Raw genomic sequence first — 18,195 nt, 5'->3', positions numbered from 1 at the left:
ATGACCACTCCTGGACCGAACGCCACGAACAGCATGAACGCCACGCACACCACGAACGCCGCCCCCGAGACTGCGCATCTGTCCTGGTGGGAGAGCTACCGGGTCTGGCCGACGTGGGCCCACGTCACCACCGGGGTGGTCAGTGCGTTGGTGCTGACGCTGGTTGTCACCACCGCGATCGCCGTGCACCTCTACCGCCAGCCGCTGCCCACCACGAGCGGCGAGATCACCCTGCCCGGTCTTGGTGACGCGGTCGAGGTTTTCCGCGACGAGCAGGGCATCCCGCGCCTCTTCGGTGACACCGACCGCGACCTCGTGCGCGCGCAGGGATACGTGCATGCCCAGGAGCGCTTCTTCGAGATGGACGTACGCCGCCACGCGACCGCGGGTCGACTCGCCGAGCTCTTCGGTGCCGAGGGGCTGGCCAGCGACAAGATGGTGCGGACGATGGGATGGCGTCGCGTCGCCGAGCGGGAGCTCGGAGTGATCAGCACGAGCACCCGTACGCTCCTCGACTCCTACGCCGAGGGTGTCAACGCCTACATCTCCCAGAACTCGCCCGGCGAGATGGCCCTCGAGTACACGCTGCTCGGACTCACCGGTCTGGACTACACGCCGGCGAAGTGGACGGCCGTCGACTCGCTGGCCTGGCTCAAGGCGATGGCCTGGGACCTGCGCGGCAACATGAGCAAGGAGATCGACCGAGCGGTCGCTGCACTCGACAACGAGCCGCGGGTCGTGAAGGCCCTGCACCCCGAGTACGAGCACTCGCTCCGGGCGCCCATCCTGGAGCCCAGCCCAGACTCGGGCCCAGACTCGGGCCCAGACTCGGGCCCAGACTCGGGCCCGGACTCGAGTCCAGACTCCGGTCCAGACCCAAGCACCCCGCCCGACGACGAGCCGGAGCCTGACCTCGCCGGCGACGACTCGTCCGACGACCTCGACGCCCCGGCCGCGGCCCAGGCCCTGGACTCGGTGCGGAGCAGCGTCAACGCGATGCCGGCGTTGCTCGGCAAGGGGGACGGGATCGGCTCCAACTCGTGGGTGGTCTCCGGCGAACTGACCGCGTCGGGAATGCCGCTGCTCGCCAATGACCCGCACCTGTCCGCCACCCAGCCCGGCATCTGGATGCAGATGGGCCTGCACTGCCGTGAGATCACGCCCGAGTGCACCCTCGACGTCGCCGGTTTCACGTTCTCCGGGTTGCCCGGCGTCGTGATCGGGCACAACGCCGCCATCGCCTGGGGGTTCACCAACCTCGGTCCTGACGTGACGGATCTCTACCTGGAGCGGGTCACCGGCGAGCGCTGGGAGCACGGCAGGGAGTCCAAGCCACTCACGCGCCGACGCGAGACCATCGAGGTGCGCGGCGAGGAGGACTTCGACCTCACCGTGCGCGCCACCGAGCACGGACCGCTGATCTCCGACGTGGACCAGGAGACCAGCTCGATCGGGGCCAACGCGGCTGCTCGCGCAACCCCTCCTGCGTGGGCGGCCACGGAGCCGTACGCCGTCGCGCTGGCCTGGACCGCCCTGCAGCCCGGCACGACCGCGGACGCGATCTTCGCGCTCAACCGGGCAGAGGACTGGGAGTCGTTCCGCGAGGCGGCCGCGCTCTTCGACGTCCCCTCGCAGAACCTCGTCTACGCCGACCGGGACGGCAACATCGGTTACCAGGCACCGGGCAAGGTGCCGGTGCGGCGCAAGGATCACGACGGTCGCAGGCCAGCCGCCGGCTGGGTGAAGGCGAACGACTGGACCGGCCGGCACGTGCCCTTCGACGAGCTGCCGTCGGTGCTGAATCCCGCCGACGGGGTCATCGTGACCGCCAACCAGGCCGTCACCGGACCTGACCAGGAGCCCTACCTCACCGACGACTGGGACGCCGGCTACCGGGCCCAACGGATCCGTGAGCTGCTCGAGGGTCGCAGCGAGCTCACGGTCGCCGACATGAGCCGGATCCAGCTCGACGCCGACAACCCGATGGCCCGCGCGCTGGTCCCGCACCTGCTCGAGGTCGCCGAGCGCGACGACCTCGGCACGTACGTCGGTGAGGGGGTCGACCTGCTGGCCGGGTGGGACTTCCAGGACGACCCGGACAGTGCCGCCGCGGCCTACTTCAACGTCGTCGCCGAGCGGGTGCTGGCCCTCACCTTCCACGACGACCTGCGGGCGCGGATCCATCCCGACGGTGGCAGTCGCTGGGTCCAGGTGCTCGAAGAGCTGCTCACCCGTCCGTCCCACGCGCTGTGGGACGACCGACGCACCGACGATGAGATCGAGGACCGCGACGTGGTGCTGCGCCAGGCCCTGGTCGAGGCCCGCGACGAGCTGACCCAACTCCGGTCGGTGCGACCCCGGGAGTGGTCGTGGGGTCACCTGCACCAACTCGAACTGACCCACCAGAGTCTCGGCACCTCCGGTATCGGCCTCGTCGAGGCGATCTTCAACCGCAACGGGGGCGGCATCGGCGGCGGGTCGTCGGCCCCCAACGCGACCGCCTGGCAGGCCGGGGAAGGGTTCAATGTCACCAGTGCTCCGTCGATGCGGATGGTGGTCGACCTCGCCGACTTCGACGACTCGGTGTGGGTCTCGCTCACCGGCGTCTCGGGTCACCCCGCGTCGCCGCACTACTCCGACCAGACCGAGCTCTTCGTCCAGGGCCGGACGTTGCCCTGGACCTGGACCCGGGACCGGGTCCGGTCGGGTGGTGACCGGTTGGTGCTCACCCCGGACGCGTGACGCCCTCGCGGGTGACGACCAGGTTGACGGTGCGGTCGTGGGGCTCGGCGGGCACCGCCAGCCCGACCTCGCCGGGGTGCAGCGCGACCATGGTCGGGATCGGGGGCCTCACCCGCGCGATCCGCGCCAACGCCCGGTCGTAGGAGCCACCTCCGCGCCCCAGACGTACGCCGTCGCGCGAGACCGCGAGCCCGGGCACCAGCACCAGGTCGGCGTCGGTGATCGCGTCGACCCCCAGCAGCGGCGTACGTGGTTCGCGGAGTCCGCGCCCGGCCGCGGCCAGTGAGCCGGGGCCCTCGTACGTGGCCCAGTCGAGGTCGTTGTCCGGCAGCAGGACCGGGAGCAGGACCCGTACGCCGCGGGCCCACACCCTCGTGAGCAGCACGTCCGTGCCGGGCTCGGAGCCCATCGACACGTACGCCGCCAGGCAGGGTCCCCGGTCGAGCAGCGCATCCACGTGGTCGGCGATGAGCTCGGCGGTGGTGGCGAGCTCGGCTGCGGTGAGGGCCGCGCGGGCGTCCAGCACCCGGGTGCGCAACTGCTGCTTGGCGGCCGCATTGTGGGGGAACTCTTCGCCAGTCACCTGATCAGCCTACGATCGAGTCATGGCTACATCTGTGCGGAGCAAGGGGCTCGAGGCTGCTCGGGCCAAGATGCGTGAAGCCGGGAGCGACGAGGTCGCGATCGACACCTTTGCGCACTACTACCGACTCCTCGAGCACGGCGAGACGGGGATGATTCCGGAGTCGACGATCGAGCCGCTCGACATGGAGTCGCTCGACGACGTGGTGGTGAGCGAGGAGGACGCGCTCGCCGCGGTGCGCCAGACCGTGGTGATCAAGCTCAACGGCGGGCTCGGCACCTCGATGGGCATGGACCGCGCCAAGTCGCTGCTCTGCGTGCGTCGCGGGCTCTCCTTCCTCGACATCAGCGCGCGCCAGATCCTGCACATGCGCGAGAAGTACGACGCCAAGCTCCCGCTGGTCCTGATGAACAGCTTCCGGACCTCCCAGGACACGATGGACGCGTTGGCCCGCTACGAGACCCTCCCGGTCGACGGCCTGCCGCTGGAGTTCCTGCAGAACAAGGAGCCCAAGCTGCTCGCCGCGCGGCTCGAGCCGGTGGCGTGGCCCAAGGACCCGAGCCTCGAGTGGTGCCCGCCCGGCCACGGTGACATCTACACCGCCCTGCAGGGCACCGGTCTCATCGAGCAGATGATCGAGGCCGGCTACCGCTACGTCTTCGTCTCCAACTCCGACAACCTCGGCGCAGTTCCCGACGCCCGGGTGGCCGGCTGGTTCGCCACCTCCGGTGCGCCCTTCGCGATCGAGGCCGTACGACGTACCCCGTCGGACCGCAAGGGCGGCCACTTCGCCCGCCGCCTCAGCGACGGTCGCATCGTGCTCCGGGAGTCGGCGCAGACGCTCGAGGCCGACAAGGAGGCGTTGGCCGACCTGTCGCGCCACCGGTTCACCTCCACCAACAACCTGTGGTTCGACCTGCACGCGATGCGCGACACCCTCGCCCAGCGCCGCGGGATCCTGGGCCTCCCGTTGATCCGCAACGTCAAGACCGTCGACCCTGCTGATCCGACGTCGCCGGAGGTGATCCAGATCGAGACCGCGATGGGCGCTGCGATCGAGGTCTTCGAGGGAGCGCGCACCATCGAGGTCGGCCGCGATCGGTTCGTCCCGGTCAAGACGACCAACGACCTGCTGGTGCTGCGCTCGGACATCTATGCGCTCGGCAAGGACCACGTGCTGGAGCTGGTCGCCGACGACGTGCCGTTCGTCGACCTCGACCCCGCGCACTACAAGTTGGTGGGTGAGTTCGACAAGCGCTTCCCTGACGGCGCTCCTTCGATGAAGGGGGCCACGTCGCTGAAGGTCGAGGGCGACTGGACCTTCGGTCGCGACGTACGCCTCCAGGGCGAGGTCGTCCTCGAGGCGACGTCGGCGCAACGCGTGGAGCCGGGCACGGTCATCAGCGGCGGTCAGGATGTCTGACCCGCAGGCAGCCAACCTGGCCCCGGGAGCAGACCAGGTGATCGGCGTCGACGAGCTCGTCGACCGAATCGTGGCTGCCATCGAGCCCCTGCCTGACTTCGCGCTGCCGCTGATGGACGCCCAGGGCATGGCGATCGCCCAGGACGTCATCGCCCAGGTCTCGCTGCCGGGCTTCGACAACTCGGCGATGGACGGCTACGCGGTCCGAGCCGTCGACATCGCCGGTGCCACGGACGAGGAACCCGTGCACCTGCCGGTCGTCGGTGAGATCAGTGCCGGTCGCGCCCACCACCTCGCGCTCTCTCCGGGCGCGGCGATCAAGATCATGACCGGCGCCCCGGTGCCCACCGGCGCCGATGCGGTGGTCCCGTACGAGTGGACCGACCGTGGTGTCGCGCAGGTGCAGATCTCACGCGCTCCCGAGGCCGGCGCCAACATCCGCCGTGCGGGCGAGGCCGTCCGCGAGGGCGATGTCGTGGTCACCCACGGCACGGTCCTCGGGCCGCGGCACATCGGGCTGCTGGCCTCGGTCGGTCGCGCGACGGTGCGCTCTCGTCCTCGCCCTCGGGTGGTGGTCATCTCGACCGGTTCGGAGCTGCGCGATCCCGGCACGCCCGTGGGTCACGACTCGATCTACGACGGCAACTCCTACCTGCTCGCAGCGGCGGCCAGGCAGGCCGGCGCGACGGCGTACCGGGTCGGGATCGTGCCCGACGACGTGCGCGCCTTCACCGAGGCGCTGAGCGACCAGTTGGTGCGCGCCGACCTCGTGATCACCAGCGGTGGGGTCTCCGAAGGTGACTACGACGTGGTCAAGGAGGCGCTGCGCGGCCTCGGCACGGTCTGGTTCGGCAAGGTCGCCATGCAGCCGGGCCGACCCCAGGGCTTCGGTGTGGTCGGCGAGGACGAGGTGCCGATCTTCACGCTCCCCGGCAACCCGGTCTCCGCCTACGTCTCCTTCGAGACGTTCGTGCTGCCGGCGCTGCGCACGATGATGGGCAAGACCCCGGTGTCCCGGCCGACCCGCCGGGCGCGTCTGACGGAGCCGATCACCTCGACGCCGGGCAAGCGGCAGCTGGTCCGGGCCACGTACGCCACCGATCGCGGCGGCGCCTTCGTCACTCCGGTCGGTGGTCACGGCTCGCACATGATCGGCGACCTCGCCTCGTCCAACGCCCTGGTCGTGGTGCCGGAGGAGAGCACCGGCGTCACTGCGGGCGAGATGGTCCAGGTGCTGTGCCTGGACGAAGAGTTCTGAGCCGATGGGCGAGTCCGAGTTGAGCCGGGCCGAAGGGGCTCCCAGCTTGACCCACGTGGACGAGTCCGGTGCCGCCCGCATGGTCGACGTCTCCCACAAGTCGGTCACCGCCAGGACCGCTGTGGCGACCGGACGGGTGCTGGTCTCCGAGACGGTGATCGCGCTGCTGCGTGGGGCCGGAGTGCCGAAGGGTGACACCTTGGCCGTGGCTCGACTGGCCGGGATCATGGGGGCCAAGCAGACCCCTTCGTTGATCCCTCTGTGCCACCCCTTGAGCCTCTCGGCAGTGACGGTCGACCTGGTGGTGGCCGACGACGCGGTCGAGATCACCGCGACCGTCTCCACCACCGACCGCACCGGCGTCGAGATGGAGGCGTTGACGGCCGTCTCGGTGGCGGCGCTGACCGTGGTCGACATGGTGAAGGCCGTCGACAAGGCGGCCGAGATCACCCGGATCAGGGTGGAGAAGAAGACCGGCGGCAAGTCGGGGGACTGGTTCCGGTGAGTGCCGACGGTGACCGTACGCTCCACGGCTCTCGTGGACTCACCGCCGCCGTCGTGGTGGCCTCGAACCGCGCTGCTGCGGGTGTCTACGCCGACGAGACCGGTCCGCTGATCGTGGCTTGGCTGACCGAGCGCGGTTTCCGGGTCGCGGACGCGGTGGTCGTGCCGGACGGCGATCCGGTTGCCGAGGCGATACGTACGGCAGCTGACGGAGGCGCCCGGCTCGTGCTCACCACCGGTGGCACCGGGCTGACCCCCACCGACCGCACCCCCGAGGCCACGCTGGGGTTGCTCGACTTCGAGGTGCCGGGCATCGCCGAGGCGATCCGGGCGTACGGGGTGGACCAGGGGGTGCCGTCGGCGGTGCTGTCGCGGGGAGTCGCCGGCGTACGAGGCACCTGCCTGGTGGTCAACCTGCCCGGCTCCCGGGGTGGAGTGAAGGACGGCCTCGCCGTGCTGGATCCGATCGTGGTGCACGCGGTCGAGCAGGTCGTGGGCAGTGACCACGACCGCGGCGACTCCTGAGCCGCGACCTCACGCGACGTCTCGCGACGTCGCGCCGGACGTGGCGAGCGACGGAACCGACTGGCAGGCTGAGCAGTATGTGGGGCTTGAGCAGGGCGCGGGCGTGGCCGGTGGTGCTGCGCGACGCCGAGCTCGTGCTGCGACCCATCCAGGTGGCCGACGGCTGGGAGTGGAGTCGCGTCCGTCTTCGCAACGCTGACTGGCTGCAACCGTGGGAGGCGACCGTGCCCCCGGGCGCGGGCCCCGGCCCGACGACCTTCCGTGAGTTGGTACGCGGTCTGCAACGCGCCGCCCGGGCCGGTCGGATGATGCCCTTCGTCATCGAGGTCGAAGGTCGTCTGGTCGGTCAGGTGACGGTCAACAACGTGGTGCGTGGCTCTGCCCAGTTCGCCTCGATCGGCTACTGGGTCGACCGTGACGTCGCCGGTCGGGGGCTGGTGCCCCGCGCGGTGGCCCTGGCGATCGACCACTGCTTCGAGGGGGCAGGTCTGCATCGCGTCGAGATCTGCATCCGACCGGAGAACTCCAACTCGTTGCGGGTCGTGGAGAAGCTCGGGCTGCACGAGGTCGGCTTTGCCCCCGCGTTCCTGCACATCGACGGGGCCTGGCGCGACCACCGGATCTACGCGGTGACGACCGAGGAGGTGGCCGGCTCGATGCTGCAGCGCCTCCGCGACCCATGCGGAGACCAATCACATGAGTCACACCAGTAGTTGCGCGACACACCAGCGCACCTGCGCCCCAACGAGGCGAACCGAATCTAACCTCGTCATGTGACCTTGGATGCGCTGATCTTCGTGGCCCTCGCGGCGGCCTGGATTGCCTACCTGCTGCCCAAGGCCCTCCAGCACCACGAGACCGTGCAGCGCGGCCGTTCGGTCGAGCGTTTCTCGCACCGCATGCGGGTCCTGGCCCGTCGTGAACCCACCAGCGTCCGTGAGGCCCGCCTCGTCGTGACGCCGGGTCGTGCTCCGTCGCGTCCGGTGATCGAGACCAAGGGCCATGCCCCGGTCGTCTCGACCGTCGCCGCCCGCCGGGCCGCCGCCAACGCTGCGGCACGGCGTCGCCGCAACGTCCTGTCGGTGATCTTGCTGGGGCTCGTGGTGGTGACGGCGCTCGCCGTGGCCAGCGCGGTCAGCGGTTGGTACGTCGCGATCCCCGGCACTCTGCTGGGTGCCTGGCTGGTGGCCTGTCGACTGATGGTCCGTCAGGAGCGGGGCATCACGGCTCGTCCGCAGGTCCGCCGACAGCAGTCCGTCCTCGAGGACGCGAACGACGCCGACACCGAGTTCAACCTCCCTCCCGTCAAGGACGCTCCTGCCGTGTCGGTGTCGGATCCCGAGACCCAGATCCTGGACGTCGACGACCCGTCGCGCTGGGACATGGTCCCGGTGACCCTGCCGACGTACGTCAACAAGTCGCCCGCCGAGCGTCGTACCGTCCAGACCATCGACCTCGACTCCACGGGGGTCTGGAGTTCGGGTCGCAACGAGATCGACTCCGCGCTGGCTCGTACGGCCCAGGAGATCAAGAAGTCCGAGGCTGCAGAGGCAGCTGCCGCTGAGGACGCAGCGCAGCGTCGCGCCGTCGGACACTGACTCGTCGGCTCACCGGCCCAACGGTCTGCGGATCCGGGTCACCTGATTGGTGGCCCCACGACCGCGGGTGTTATCTTTTCGACGCACCTTCGGGTGCCTGGGCCGCGAGGTCCGGGGGGCTTTGGCGCAGCTGGTAGCGCGCCTCGTTCGCAACGAGGAGGTCAGGGGTTCGAATCCCCTAAGCTCCACAGATGAGGCCGCCGGGAGACCGGCGGCCTCGCTGCATTTCTGGCTCCCAGAGCTGGCGGAGTCGGCCTGCCGCGCCTGATCCTTCCCGCGGGTCCCTCTTTCGTCCTAGGATCCGGATGCGTCGCAACTCTCGCCGCCACGACCCAAGGGGACACATGACCACAAACCGTTGGGCGGCGCGATTCGCGCTGGCCGCTCTTGTTCTGAGTGCCGTGCCGGCGCTCACCCTGTCTCCTGTGGGCGCGGCACCCGCAGGCCCCGCACCTGCAGGCGCTGCTGCCAAGTCATGGCTCTCGGTCAAGGGCCCCGCTGCGTTCTCGCCCAACGGCGACGGTCGCCACGACAAGGCGCGCTTCAAGGTGAAGGTGAAGAAGCGCGCCAACGTCACCCTCAAGGTGGTGCGCGCCGGCAAGGTCGTGCGCGGTCCGATCAAGCTCGGCAAGCGCAAGGCCGGCAGCACCGTCGCCTGGAGCTGGAACGGCAAGAACCGCAAGGGCAAGCGCGTGGCCGATGCCGGCTCCGACGGCCGCAAGCCCTACCAGATCAAGGTGGCTGCGCGCTCGCTGAAGACCGGCAAGCGAGTTGTCGTCCGCCACGACATCGCGGTCGACACCGACGCCGGTCTGCCCGCCGCGGCACGCCTGGTCGCCGACAGCGACACCGTCTACCCCCAGACCACTGTGGTCCGCGACCGGCTCAAGTTCTGGGTCGACAGTGGGGAATCCCAGAACGAGGCAGGGACGGGCACACTGGTGATCCGCACCGTCGGGGGCAGAAAGCTCCGCGAGATCAGTTCCGACCGCTGGGCGCGCCAGTGGTACGACGGACCGGCGGTCGTCGAGTGGAACGGGAAGCGCGAAGACGGTAGCCAGCTCGACGTGGGCGGTTCATCCCCCTGGGAGGGAGACGTCACCGCTCGTCTCCGGGTGGAGGACGCGGTCGGCAATGTTGCCCAGACACCTCCGATCACAATCCGTGTCTCCCGCAAACGCCTTGCGCTGAAGACGGCCAAGGTGACCATCGCTCCACAACGGACGGAGTTCGTTCCGACGCCGCGGGACTGCGGTCCGACCTCCGGCAATGGTTGTGGGGAGAGCTTCCCTTGCGGCACCGTCGTGCCCAGCACGCGCGCGGAGATGCCGTTGGGCCTCAGCTACCGGGCGAGGGCTTGCCCGGAGTGGAGTTCCCCGTCGCGTGAGACCGGGGCGGTGGCGCGCCACTTGATTGATCTGCCCGACGACGCCGTGCGCGGCGGTGCCGCCGTGAGCGTGACGATGCGCGGCCGGGCCACCGTTGATCTCGAGGATGACACCGCCCGCCTCACCGTGGCCGGAGTCAGCTCCGTGAGCGACGCCTCACCGGACGAGACCACCACCACGGTGACGCGTGCGTACGACATCGGACAGGACGAGCTCTACGGCCGGGACGGTGGGTTCGGCGCTCCGACGTGGATGATCGAGACGTTCGGTGACGACTCGTACGACGTGTCGGAGTTCGACGTCACGTACGCGTACCTGGTGCCGACGGACTGAACTGGGTGGTCCTGTCCTCAGCGGCCACGAACGGATGTGAGCGAGGAGCCGCCGGGGTGACCCGGCGGCTCCTCGTCGTTGCGGGGCCCGCTCACATCAGCGTTCGACGAAACAGCCACGGCAGAGGCTCCACGGCACTAGCGTCGTGGTGGACGCGACAGATCGGTTGGGTCATGCCAAGCACGAAGGACCCTCATGTCGTACTCACTGATCCGCCGCCGCGTCGCGCTCGTCGCCGGAGTCCTCGCATTCGCCCTGGCCGGTTGCAGTTCGGCTGAGACGAAGCCGGCCGCCGAAGCGCCTGAGCCGGTGCGCGCCGTCGACATCGCCGCCGGCCAGCAGGACGAGCCGGTCGACGTCGAGGTCGACGGGGGAGCCGCCGGTGTCGGGGTGACCTTCCGCAAGATCACCATCGAGCCCGGAGCGGGCACGGGCGAGCACTGCCACTACGGACAGCTGATCGCCGTCGTCGAGCAGGGCGAGCTCACCCACTACGCCGACAACCACCCGGGAGGCGTCCGCGTCTACAAGACCGGCGAGTCGATCATCGAAGGCGCGAGCTACGCCCACCAGGGCAAGAACGAGGGCGACGAGGACGTCGTACTCGTGGTGACGTACGTCGTCCCGGAGGGCAAGCCGCTCGCCGAGACCGACCTCACCCACTGCGACGACTGAAGCGCCGTCCGGCCTGGTCCGCGCCCTGTCAGGTCGCCGCATCAACTATGGGGAGGGTTTCAGCCACCAGGTGACTGGAACCCTCCCAACAAGCAAGCCATCGGGGTGACGAGCGTCGGTCAGGCGCTTGCGCCCAGAGCGTCCTCGATCGGGGTATCCCCGTTGCGGAAGCCGATCGTGCGGTGAACGCAGCTGTCGTCGGCCAGCACCGCGGCGGCCACGGCGGCCACGTCCCCGCGCGAGACCGAGCTCTCCTCGGCAGGCTGGTCCAGGACGTCGATCCTGCCGGTGGGCTCGTCGAGGGTGAGGGCGCCCGGCTGGAGGATCGTCCAGTCAAGACCCGAGTCGCGCAGGTGATCGTCGGCTGCGACCTTGGCGTCCGCGTAGGCGAAGAACGAGTTGTCCTCGGGTGGGAGGTTGTCGTGGCTGGCGCCCAGGAAGGAGACCATCACGTAACGATGCACGCCGGCGGCCTTGGCGGCGTCCATGCTGCGGATCGCTGCGTCGCGGTCCACCGCGTACGTACGCTTCGCCTCGCCGCCACCAGCACCGGCCGACCAGAGGACGGCGTCGTGACCGCGTACGAGTTCCTCGATGGCCTCGGTGCTCATCGTCTCGACGTCGGCGACGACCGGGGTGGCGCCGGTCGCGGCGACCTCCGCCTCGTGGTCGGGGTTGCGGAAGACGCTCGTGACCTCGTCACCGCGCTCGACCAGTTGGGGTGCCAGACGGAGCGCGACCTTGCCGTGCCCGCCGATGATGATGACCTTGGACATCAGTTCTCCTCGCTCGTGGTGCGGTGGTTGCTCACCTCCATCACAACAGGGCGGTCCAAGTCTGACCAGACTGACCGGCCCCGTACGCCGGCCGAGGTGGCCGGAAGTGGCGCGCCGTCTCGGCCTACGGTCCGGTGCAGCCTGTACCGTCAACTCCCGTGAGCAAGATCGGACGCCCCGCCGGGCCTGCAGGCGACACCGTGACGACGGTGCTGACCGCTGCACTGGATGTTCTCCTCACCGAGGGCGGCACCGCCCTGACCCCGCTGCGCCTGCACCAGGCCACCGGGGTCTCGCGTTCGACGATCTACCGGCACTGGTCGACGCCCACCGAGGTGCTGGCGGCGATCATCGACGTCGCCCCACCGGTGCGGCGAGTCCTCACGGGCGACCACGCCCTCGACCTGCACGCCGAGGTGGACGCGCTGTGTGATCGACTCCGGGACCGCCCCGTCGCCGCCGTGCTCCAGGCGCTGGTGACGATGGCTGCCACCGACGAGGCTGCGGTGCCCTTGCGCCAGCGCTACGTCGACGACCTCGTGGCCCCCTTCCGGGCGGCCCTGGAGAGTGCAGACATGTCGGCGGAGCGGGTCGACGACGCCATCAGCGCGATCGTCGCGCCCTTGCTCGTCGACGCCCTGCTCCTGGACCGTCCCGCCGAACGCGCCCGCGCCCACCGCGCGGTCGATCTCTACTTCCCCCACCGGGACCAGTGATCACCGAGGGACGCAGCGCATCCGTCAAGACATGACGAAGACCGGCCGGGCAGATTCCGAAGAACCCACTCGACCGGCCTTGTCGTGGTGCTGGTCCGGCTCAGGCCTCCGCGGGCTGCGGTGCTTCGGCCAGTTCGGAACCCTCGAGCACGGTGGCCCGGAGCAACGCGTCGGCCTCGTCCTCGGTGATCGAGAGCGAGAGCGCCAGCTCGGCCAGCACCAAGCGGCTGGACGCCTTGAGCATCTCGCGTTCGTTGGGGGAGAGACCGTGCTCCTCCTGGCGGCGGATCAGGTCACGGATGACCCCGGCCGTGGTGGGCAGGTCACCGAGCTTGAGCCGCTCGCTGTTCGCCTTCATGCGGCGTGACCAGTTCTGCTCCTGGACGCCGGTGGGGGCGCGGAGCACGTCGAGCAGGTCGCGGGTCTCGTCCTGCGCGAACACCGCGCGGACGCCGACCTCGTCGGCCTGGTCGACCGGAAGGTTGATGGACAGGTCGCTGCTGTGTACCTGGAGTTGCAGGTACTGGCGCTCCTGACCCTTGAAGTTACGGCTGAACACCTTCGCCACGGTCGCGGGACCGTGGTGGGGGTGGATGACCGTCTGGCCCTGGGAGAACTCCATGATCACACTCTCGAGTTGACTGTTGACCTGTCTTCGACCACCCTGCGGCGAGCAGGACGGCTCCTCCATTCTCTCACGCTCAACCACATGCCTCGGCCACGGTCTCTGAGGCGCCTCGTGAGGCGCTCCGTGAGGCGCCTCCAGGGCGACTTGAGAGCACCCTTCGTCGCCTCGTCCCCGACCCCGCTTGGTTTCCCGACATGGCGTCGCTAAACTTGCCGACATCATGTCGTCAACCTCAAGGTGACAAACACAATGTTCCTCGCACTCCGCGAGTTGCGGTTCGCCAAGGCCCGGTTCGGGCTCATGGGTGCCGTGATCGTCCTCATCGCAATTCTGATGGTGCTGCTCAGTGGGCTCTCCCAGGGCCTCGTCAAGGACGGAGTCTCCGGTCTCCAGGAGCTGCCCGTCACCTCCTTCGCCTTCGAGAAGGACGTCCAGAAGGACTCCGCCTTCACCCGCAGCGTCGTCGACGCCGACACCGTCGAGACCTGGAAGTCGCGGGACGGGGTCAACGACGCCGCGCCCTTCGGCCTCGCGCTGGTCAACGGCGCCAACCAGGACGGCACCCAGGTCGACCTCGCAGTGATTGGGGTGGAGCCTGACTCCTTCGTCGCACCCGAGCCTGCCGAGGGTGAGGGCCTGCTCGATGCCAACTCCGTCGTGCTCAGCGCCCACGCGGCCGACGACGGCATCGCGATCGGTGACGTCATCACCCTGGAGCGTACGAACGTCGAGCTCACCGTCACCGGCTTCCTCGACGGCCAGCACACGTTCGGCCACGTCGACATGGGCTACGTCGAGCTCCCCACCTGGCAGTCGATCAACGCAGGCCTCCCGCTCGACGCCGCGCTCCCGGAGGGCAAGGAGGGCGAGTTCACCGCCGTCGCAGTGAAGAGCGAGCTCGACACGGACGCGCTCGCCACTGCCGACGAGGAGGCCGGCACGACCACGATGTCGTTGACCGAGTCGTACGGCGCCTCGCCCGGCTACACGGCGGAGACCTCCACGCTGCTGTTGATCCAGGTCTTCCTGTACGCCATCTGCGCACTCGTCGCCGGTGCCTTCTTCACCGTCCTGACGATTCACCGCAAGCCCGAGATCGCCGTGATGCGCGCGATGGGTGCCTCCACCGGCTACCTGCTGCGCGACGGCCTTGGCCAGGCGCTGATCCTGCTGCTGGCCTCGGTGGGACTCGGTGTCGCCATTGGTTGCGGGGTCGGAGGGCTCCTCCAGACCACTGCGATGCCGTTCGCCCTGGTGACTGGTCCGATCGTGCTTGCTGCCGTCCTCCTCATTGCCCTGGGCCTGGTCGGCGCCGCCGTGGCGATCGTCCGGATCACCCGGGTCGACCCCCTGACCGCGTTGGGAGCCAACCGATGACCGGCCTGCAGATCACCGACGTCAGCCTCGTGCTGGGGGACGGTGACGAGAGCGTCACCGCTCTCGACCACGTCAACCTCAGCGTCGCGCCCGGCGAGTTCGTCGCCGTCGTGGGCCCCTCCGGCTCCGGCAAGTCGAGCCTGTTGGCTGTCGCCGGCGGGCTCAGCACCCCGACCAGCGGATCGGTGACGGTCGACGGGCACGAGCTCGTGGGCCCGAACAACCGTGAGCTGAGCCGACTGCGTCGCGAGCTCATCGGCTTCGTCTTCCAGTCCTCCAACCTGGTGCCCGCCCTGACCGCGGTGGACCAGCTGCGTCTGCCCACGACGTTCGGCAAGTTCGACGACGCCCGCGACCCGATGGAGCTGCTCGAGCAGGTCCAGATGGCGCACAAGGCGAAGCGACGCCCGCACCAGCTCTCCGGTGGTGAGCGCCAGCGCGTCGGGATCGCGCGGGCCCTGATGACTCGCCCGCGGGTCCTCCTGGTCGACGAGCCCACCGCTGCCCTCGACCGGGCGCGCAGCCAGGAGGTCGTCGAGCTGCTCGCCAAGGAGACCCGCGAGCAGGGCGTGGCAACCGTCATGGTCACCCACGACCACGACGTCATCAAGCACGCGGACACCGTCTACGTGATGACCGACGGCCGGCTGGAGAAGCAGGACTGAGATGCCCAGGATCAATGCCGAGACGCTGGCCGAGCACCGCGCCCAGCAACGCCGCGCGATCCTAGACGCAGCCCGGGAGCTCCTGGCCGACGACACCGCCGGCGCACCCAGCCTCTCCGAGGTGGGGCGGCGTACGGGCCTGGCCCGCACCAGCCTCTACCAGTACTTCACCTCGCGCGAGGACCTGCTCGACGCCGTGATCGCAGACGTGTTCCCGCTCTGGTCGAGCCGGATCCACGCTGCGATGGATGCGGTGGAGACACCCGGCGACAGGGTCCTCGCCTATGCGCGCAGCCACCTCGAGCTGGTCGCTGAGGGGGAGAACGCTGTCGTACGCGGCCTCGTCACCCACGCCCGCGACCGGGTGGCGAGCGCTGGGCAGGAGATGCACGAGCAGCTGGCCGGACCGCTGCTCGAAGCCCTCGGAGGCAGCCCGGAGCTGGCGGAGTTCGTCCAGTCGATCGTCTACACGGCGTCGCGGATGGTCGAGGAGGGGCGCCCCCTCGACGAGGTCAACCACCACGTGGAGCGTCTGCTCGGCCCCTTCGGAGCCAACCTGTGAAGCTGCGCCGACCTGCGATCCTGCGGCGCGCCGTTCGCGGCATCGCCCGCACCGTGGCACATGGTCAGGGCATGCGTTTGCACCTGCCCTTCTTCGCCGTCTCCGCCATCCACCTCGCCGCCAAGCTGGTCGAGCAGGACGAGCTGGCCGCCATCACCAAGACGCTGCTCATGCCGGCACTGGCCCTGGTGCTGGTCGTCGGCCTCGGCCGCGACGGACGGTGGCCCACCTGGGGGCGTCTGGCCGTGGTGGGGGTCTTCTTCTCGTGGCTCGGCGACCTGGCCCTCATCGGTGAGGGTGACGTCTTCTTCCTCAGCGGGGTCGGGCTCTTCGCCGTCGCCCAGCTCGCGTACGCCTTCACCTTCCGCGCCGCCGGGGAGGCCACGCGTACGGCCGGTCGACCTTGGCTCCTGGTGCCGTACGTCGCTTGGTGGCTCGCGCTGGTCGCCTTCTTCGTCGCCGGAGAAGGGATCACCCCGCTCCTCGGTGCGCTGGCGCTCTACGGCATCCTGCTCGGCACGATGGCGTGGCTGGCCAACCGGATCAGCACCGCGACCGCGATCGGTGCGGCCCTCTTCGTGCTCTCCGACTCACTCATCGCACTCGGCGGGCTCGGCGGGCTGGAGCTGCCCCTGCACGGCTTCTGGGTGATGCTGACCTACCTGGCTGCCCAGTGGCTCATCGTGCGCGGGCTGCTGCTCAGATCCAGTCCTTCAGCCACATCCGCTGCATCCACTCCGAGTGCGTGATCAGCTGGTCGGTCCAGATCGGCCAGAAGAAGACGAAGGCGATCACGACGGCCAGCACGAAGACTCCGCCGACGACTGCCGCCCCCGTACGCCGGGGTGACGGTTGCGTGCTCGGCCCCAGCAGCGCGCCGAGGCAGAGCACGAGGGAGAGGACCACGAACGGCAGGATCGTGATCGCGTAGAAGAGGAAGATCGTGCGGTCGTCGTACTGCAACCAGGGCAGCCAGGTCGAGGCGACGCCGATGACCGGGATCCCGAAGCGCCAGTCCCGACGACCGATCCACAGCACCACCGAGGCCAGCAGTGCCACGCACCCGCCCCACCACAGCAGTGGGTTGCCGAGGAGGAGGACCTGCCGCATGCAGGTCGACCCCTCCTCGGCGTCACAGCCGTCGGTGCCCGGTGCGATGTCGAGCTGGGCATCCACGGCCACGGGACGGTTCATCAACAACCAGCCCGACGGCTTGGACGCGTACGGGTGGGTGGCGTCGTTGAGGAACTTGGTGTGGAAGTTCCACATGTCGCGGTGGTAGGAGCCCAAGGAGCGCAGTGACTGGGTGACCTCCCCGAGTCCGTCCTTGTCGTCCTCGACGGCGCTCGGCCACTGCTCGCCGCCGTCGTAGGTCGTGTACTGGGTGTTGGAGAGGTGCTGCTCGTACTCGTCGGCATGCATCAACCAGCCGGTCCAGCTGAGCACGTAGACGATGAAGGCCACGCCCACCAGGTGGAGGAAGGCCGGGATGCCGTCCATGAGCGCGGAGCGGGCATGGGCCCACCGCACCCCGATCTGGTGTCGGGCGTGGGCGTTGGAGAGCCAGAGCCACAGGCCGAAGGCGGCCAGCGGGTAGAGCGCCGTCCACTTGGTGCCGACCGCGAGACCGAACCAGATGCCGGCGGCCAGCAGCCAGGGGCGCAGGAGCAGCCGCGGACCCCAGCCGAGGGTCTCTGCGCGAGGCTCACCGGCAGCCTCACCGACAGCCCCCACTGTCTCGGCCCCGAGTCGGCGACGGAACCACTGTCGGTCGGCGACGACGCAGTGCACGCCACCGAGCATGAAGAAGGCCAGGAAGATGTCGAGCAGGGCGAGGCGGGACAGGACGAGCTGGAGCCCGTCGAGGGAGAGCAGGAAGCCGGCCACCAGCCCCAGGAAGACCGAGCCGGTGACCCGCGTGGCGAAACGGCACATCAGCAGCACCATCAGCGAGCCGATCACTGCCGAGGCGATCCGCCAACCGGTCGGGTCCATGCCGAAGAGACCCTCACCGAGGCCGATCAGCCACTTGCCGACCTCGGGGTGCACCACCATCGTCGGGTCGCCCAGCCACTGGTCGGTCGTGCGGCCGTCGAGGATCGCCTGGTCAGCCTCCGGGACGTAGTTGCGCACGTAGCCGTGGTGCAGCAGCGACCAGCCGTGCTTGGCGTAGTAGGTCTCGTCGAAGGCGAACGAGTGGGGCGTGCCCAGTCGCCACACGCGCAGGACGAAGGCGAGGAGCGTGATCAGGAGCGCCCCGCCCCAGGACACCAGAGGGCCGTCGAGACGCCACTTCGTCGATGACTGGCCCGGCGACTTGCCCGGCGACTGGGGCGACGACTGGGACGGCGATGGGGTCACGATCGGTCACTGTAGCCACCTCACGGCAGGATGGGGGCCATGACCGACACGCGCGACGCCGACGAATCGTCCGACCCCGTC

The 18,195-nt window shown here is 69.4% G+C and carries 18 protein-coding genes and 1 tRNA gene; 15 read left to right on the top strand and 4 right to left on the bottom strand.

Features of this window, described 5'->3' with window-relative positions:
* Complete coding sequence (locus tag DNK52_RS10140) at positions 1-2,742, top strand: penicillin acylase family protein (protein ID WP_239455492.1); 2,742 nt, start codon at positions 1-3, stop codon at positions 2,740-2,742.
* On the opposite strand, the gene DNK52_RS10135 is transcribed toward DNK52_RS10140, so the two are convergent.
* Entirely contained in the window at positions 2,726-3,325 is a 600-nt protein-coding gene (locus DNK52_RS10135; RefSeq protein ID WP_110240880.1) for a 5-formyltetrahydrofolate cyclo-ligase, read from the bottom strand. The genes DNK52_RS10140 and DNK52_RS10135 overlap by 17 nt on opposite strands.
* A gap of 34 nt (positions 3,326-3,359) precedes the next feature.
* Between DNK52_RS10135 and DNK52_RS10130 the strand changes: the two genes are divergently transcribed.
* From DNK52_RS10130 to DNK52_RS10090, 9 genes are all read left to right on the top strand, one after another.
* Positions 3,360-4,748 (top strand): UTP--glucose-1-phosphate uridylyltransferase, encoded by a 1,389-nt coding sequence (locus DNK52_RS10130; protein WP_110240879.1) that lies wholly within the window; start codon positions 3,360-3,362, stop codon positions 4,746-4,748.
* Complete coding sequence (glp, locus tag DNK52_RS10125) at positions 4,741-6,006, top strand: molybdotransferase-like divisome protein Glp (protein WP_110240878.1); 1,266 nt, start codon at positions 4,741-4,743, stop codon at positions 6,004-6,006. Before DNK52_RS10130 ends, glp begins: the two co-directional genes overlap by 8 nt.
* Before the next feature lie 4 nt (positions 6,007-6,010).
* On the top strand, positions 6,011-6,511 hold the full coding sequence (moaC, locus tag DNK52_RS10120; RefSeq protein ID WP_110240877.1) for a cyclic pyranopterin monophosphate synthase MoaC: 501 nt from the start codon (positions 6,011-6,013) through the stop codon (positions 6,509-6,511).
* Positions 6,508-7,035 (top strand): MogA/MoaB family molybdenum cofactor biosynthesis protein, encoded by a 528-nt coding sequence (locus DNK52_RS10115; RefSeq protein WP_110240876.1) that lies wholly within the window; start codon positions 6,508-6,510, stop codon positions 7,033-7,035. Before moaC ends, DNK52_RS10115 begins: the two co-directional genes overlap by 4 nt.
* A gap of 77 nt (positions 7,036-7,112) precedes the next feature.
* A complete protein-coding gene (locus DNK52_RS10110) occupies positions 7,113-7,748 on the top strand; it encodes a GNAT family N-acetyltransferase (protein ID WP_204163483.1) in 636 nt (211 codons plus the stop codon).
* Between the two features lie 60 nt (positions 7,749-7,808).
* Entirely contained in the window at positions 7,809-8,633 is an 825-nt protein-coding gene (gene sepX / locus DNK52_RS10105) for a divisome protein SepX/GlpR (RefSeq protein ID WP_110240874.1), read from the top strand.
* Between the two features lie 115 nt (positions 8,634-8,748).
* Positions 8,749-8,821 (top strand) — tRNA-Ala (locus tag DNK52_RS10100).
* Between the two features lie 156 nt (positions 8,822-8,977).
* A complete protein-coding gene (locus tag DNK52_RS10095; RefSeq protein ID WP_162598719.1) occupies positions 8,978-10,354 on the top strand; it encodes a hypothetical protein in 1,377 nt (458 codons plus the stop codon).
* Positions 10,355-10,549: 195 nt separating this feature from the next.
* Positions 10,550-11,029, top strand: a complete 480-nt coding sequence (locus DNK52_RS10090; RefSeq protein ID WP_110240872.1) for a cupin domain-containing protein — start codon at positions 10,550-10,552, stop codon at positions 11,027-11,029.
* Between the two features lie 119 nt (positions 11,030-11,148).
* Here DNK52_RS10090 and DNK52_RS10085 read toward each other — a convergent pair whose 3' ends face one another.
* Positions 11,149-11,805 (bottom strand): SDR family oxidoreductase, encoded by a 657-nt coding sequence (locus DNK52_RS10085; RefSeq protein WP_110240871.1) that lies wholly within the window; start codon positions 11,803-11,805, stop codon positions 11,149-11,151.
* A 158-nt stretch (positions 11,806-11,963) separates the two neighbouring features.
* On the opposite strand from DNK52_RS10085, the gene DNK52_RS10080 reads away from it, so the two are divergent.
* Complete coding sequence (locus DNK52_RS10080; RefSeq protein ID WP_110240870.1) at positions 11,964-12,521, top strand: TetR-like C-terminal domain-containing protein; 558 nt, start codon at positions 11,964-11,966, stop codon at positions 12,519-12,521.
* A gap of 100 nt (positions 12,522-12,621) precedes the next feature.
* Here DNK52_RS10080 and DNK52_RS10075 read toward each other — a convergent pair whose 3' ends face one another.
* A complete protein-coding gene (locus tag DNK52_RS10075) occupies positions 12,622-13,143 on the bottom strand; it encodes a CarD family transcriptional regulator (RefSeq protein ID WP_162598718.1) in 522 nt (173 codons plus the stop codon).
* A gap of 255 nt (positions 13,144-13,398) precedes the next feature.
* Here DNK52_RS10075 and DNK52_RS10070 point away from each other — a divergent pair, with 255 nt between their 5' ends.
* Genes DNK52_RS10070 through DNK52_RS10055 form a run of 4 tightly spaced genes read left to right on the top strand, consistent with a single transcriptional unit; the run spans position 13,399 to position 16,502 of the window.
* A complete protein-coding gene (locus DNK52_RS10070) occupies positions 13,399-14,526 on the top strand; it encodes an ABC transporter permease (protein WP_110240868.1) in 1,128 nt (375 codons plus the stop codon).
* Positions 14,523-15,191: an ABC transporter ATP-binding protein gene (locus DNK52_RS10065; protein WP_110240867.1), complete on the top strand. Its 669-nt coding sequence runs from the start codon at positions 14,523-14,525 to the stop codon at positions 15,189-15,191. Before DNK52_RS10070 ends, DNK52_RS10065 begins: the two co-directional genes overlap by 4 nt.
* Before the next feature lies 1 nt (position 15,192).
* The gene (locus DNK52_RS10060; protein WP_110240866.1) at positions 15,193-15,753 is read left to right on the top strand and encodes a TetR/AcrR family transcriptional regulator; all 561 of its coding nucleotides are present in this window, start codon (positions 15,193-15,195) and stop codon (positions 15,751-15,753) included.
* Positions 15,750-16,502 (top strand): lysoplasmalogenase family protein, encoded by a 753-nt coding sequence (locus DNK52_RS10055; protein ID WP_110240865.1) that lies wholly within the window; start codon positions 15,750-15,752, stop codon positions 16,500-16,502. The genes DNK52_RS10060 and DNK52_RS10055 overlap by 4 nt, the downstream gene beginning before the upstream one ends.
* Here the strand turns inward: DNK52_RS10055 and DNK52_RS10050 are convergent.
* A complete protein-coding gene (locus DNK52_RS10050; protein ID WP_110240864.1) occupies positions 16,453-18,114 on the bottom strand; it encodes a dolichyl-phosphate-mannose--protein mannosyltransferase in 1,662 nt (553 codons plus the stop codon). The two genes, DNK52_RS10055 and DNK52_RS10050, sit on opposite strands and share 50 nt — an antisense overlap.
* Positions 18,115-18,195 lie beyond the last annotated feature (81 nt).

It is taken from the genome of Nocardioides gilvus, from assembly GCF_003194605.1.
Classification (GTDB): Bacteria; Actinomycetota; Actinomycetes; order Propionibacteriales; family Nocardioidaceae; genus Nocardioides; species Nocardioides gilvus.
The sequence above is the reverse complement of the archived record's forward strand: the minus strand, read 5'-3'. Positions and strand labels throughout refer to the sequence as shown.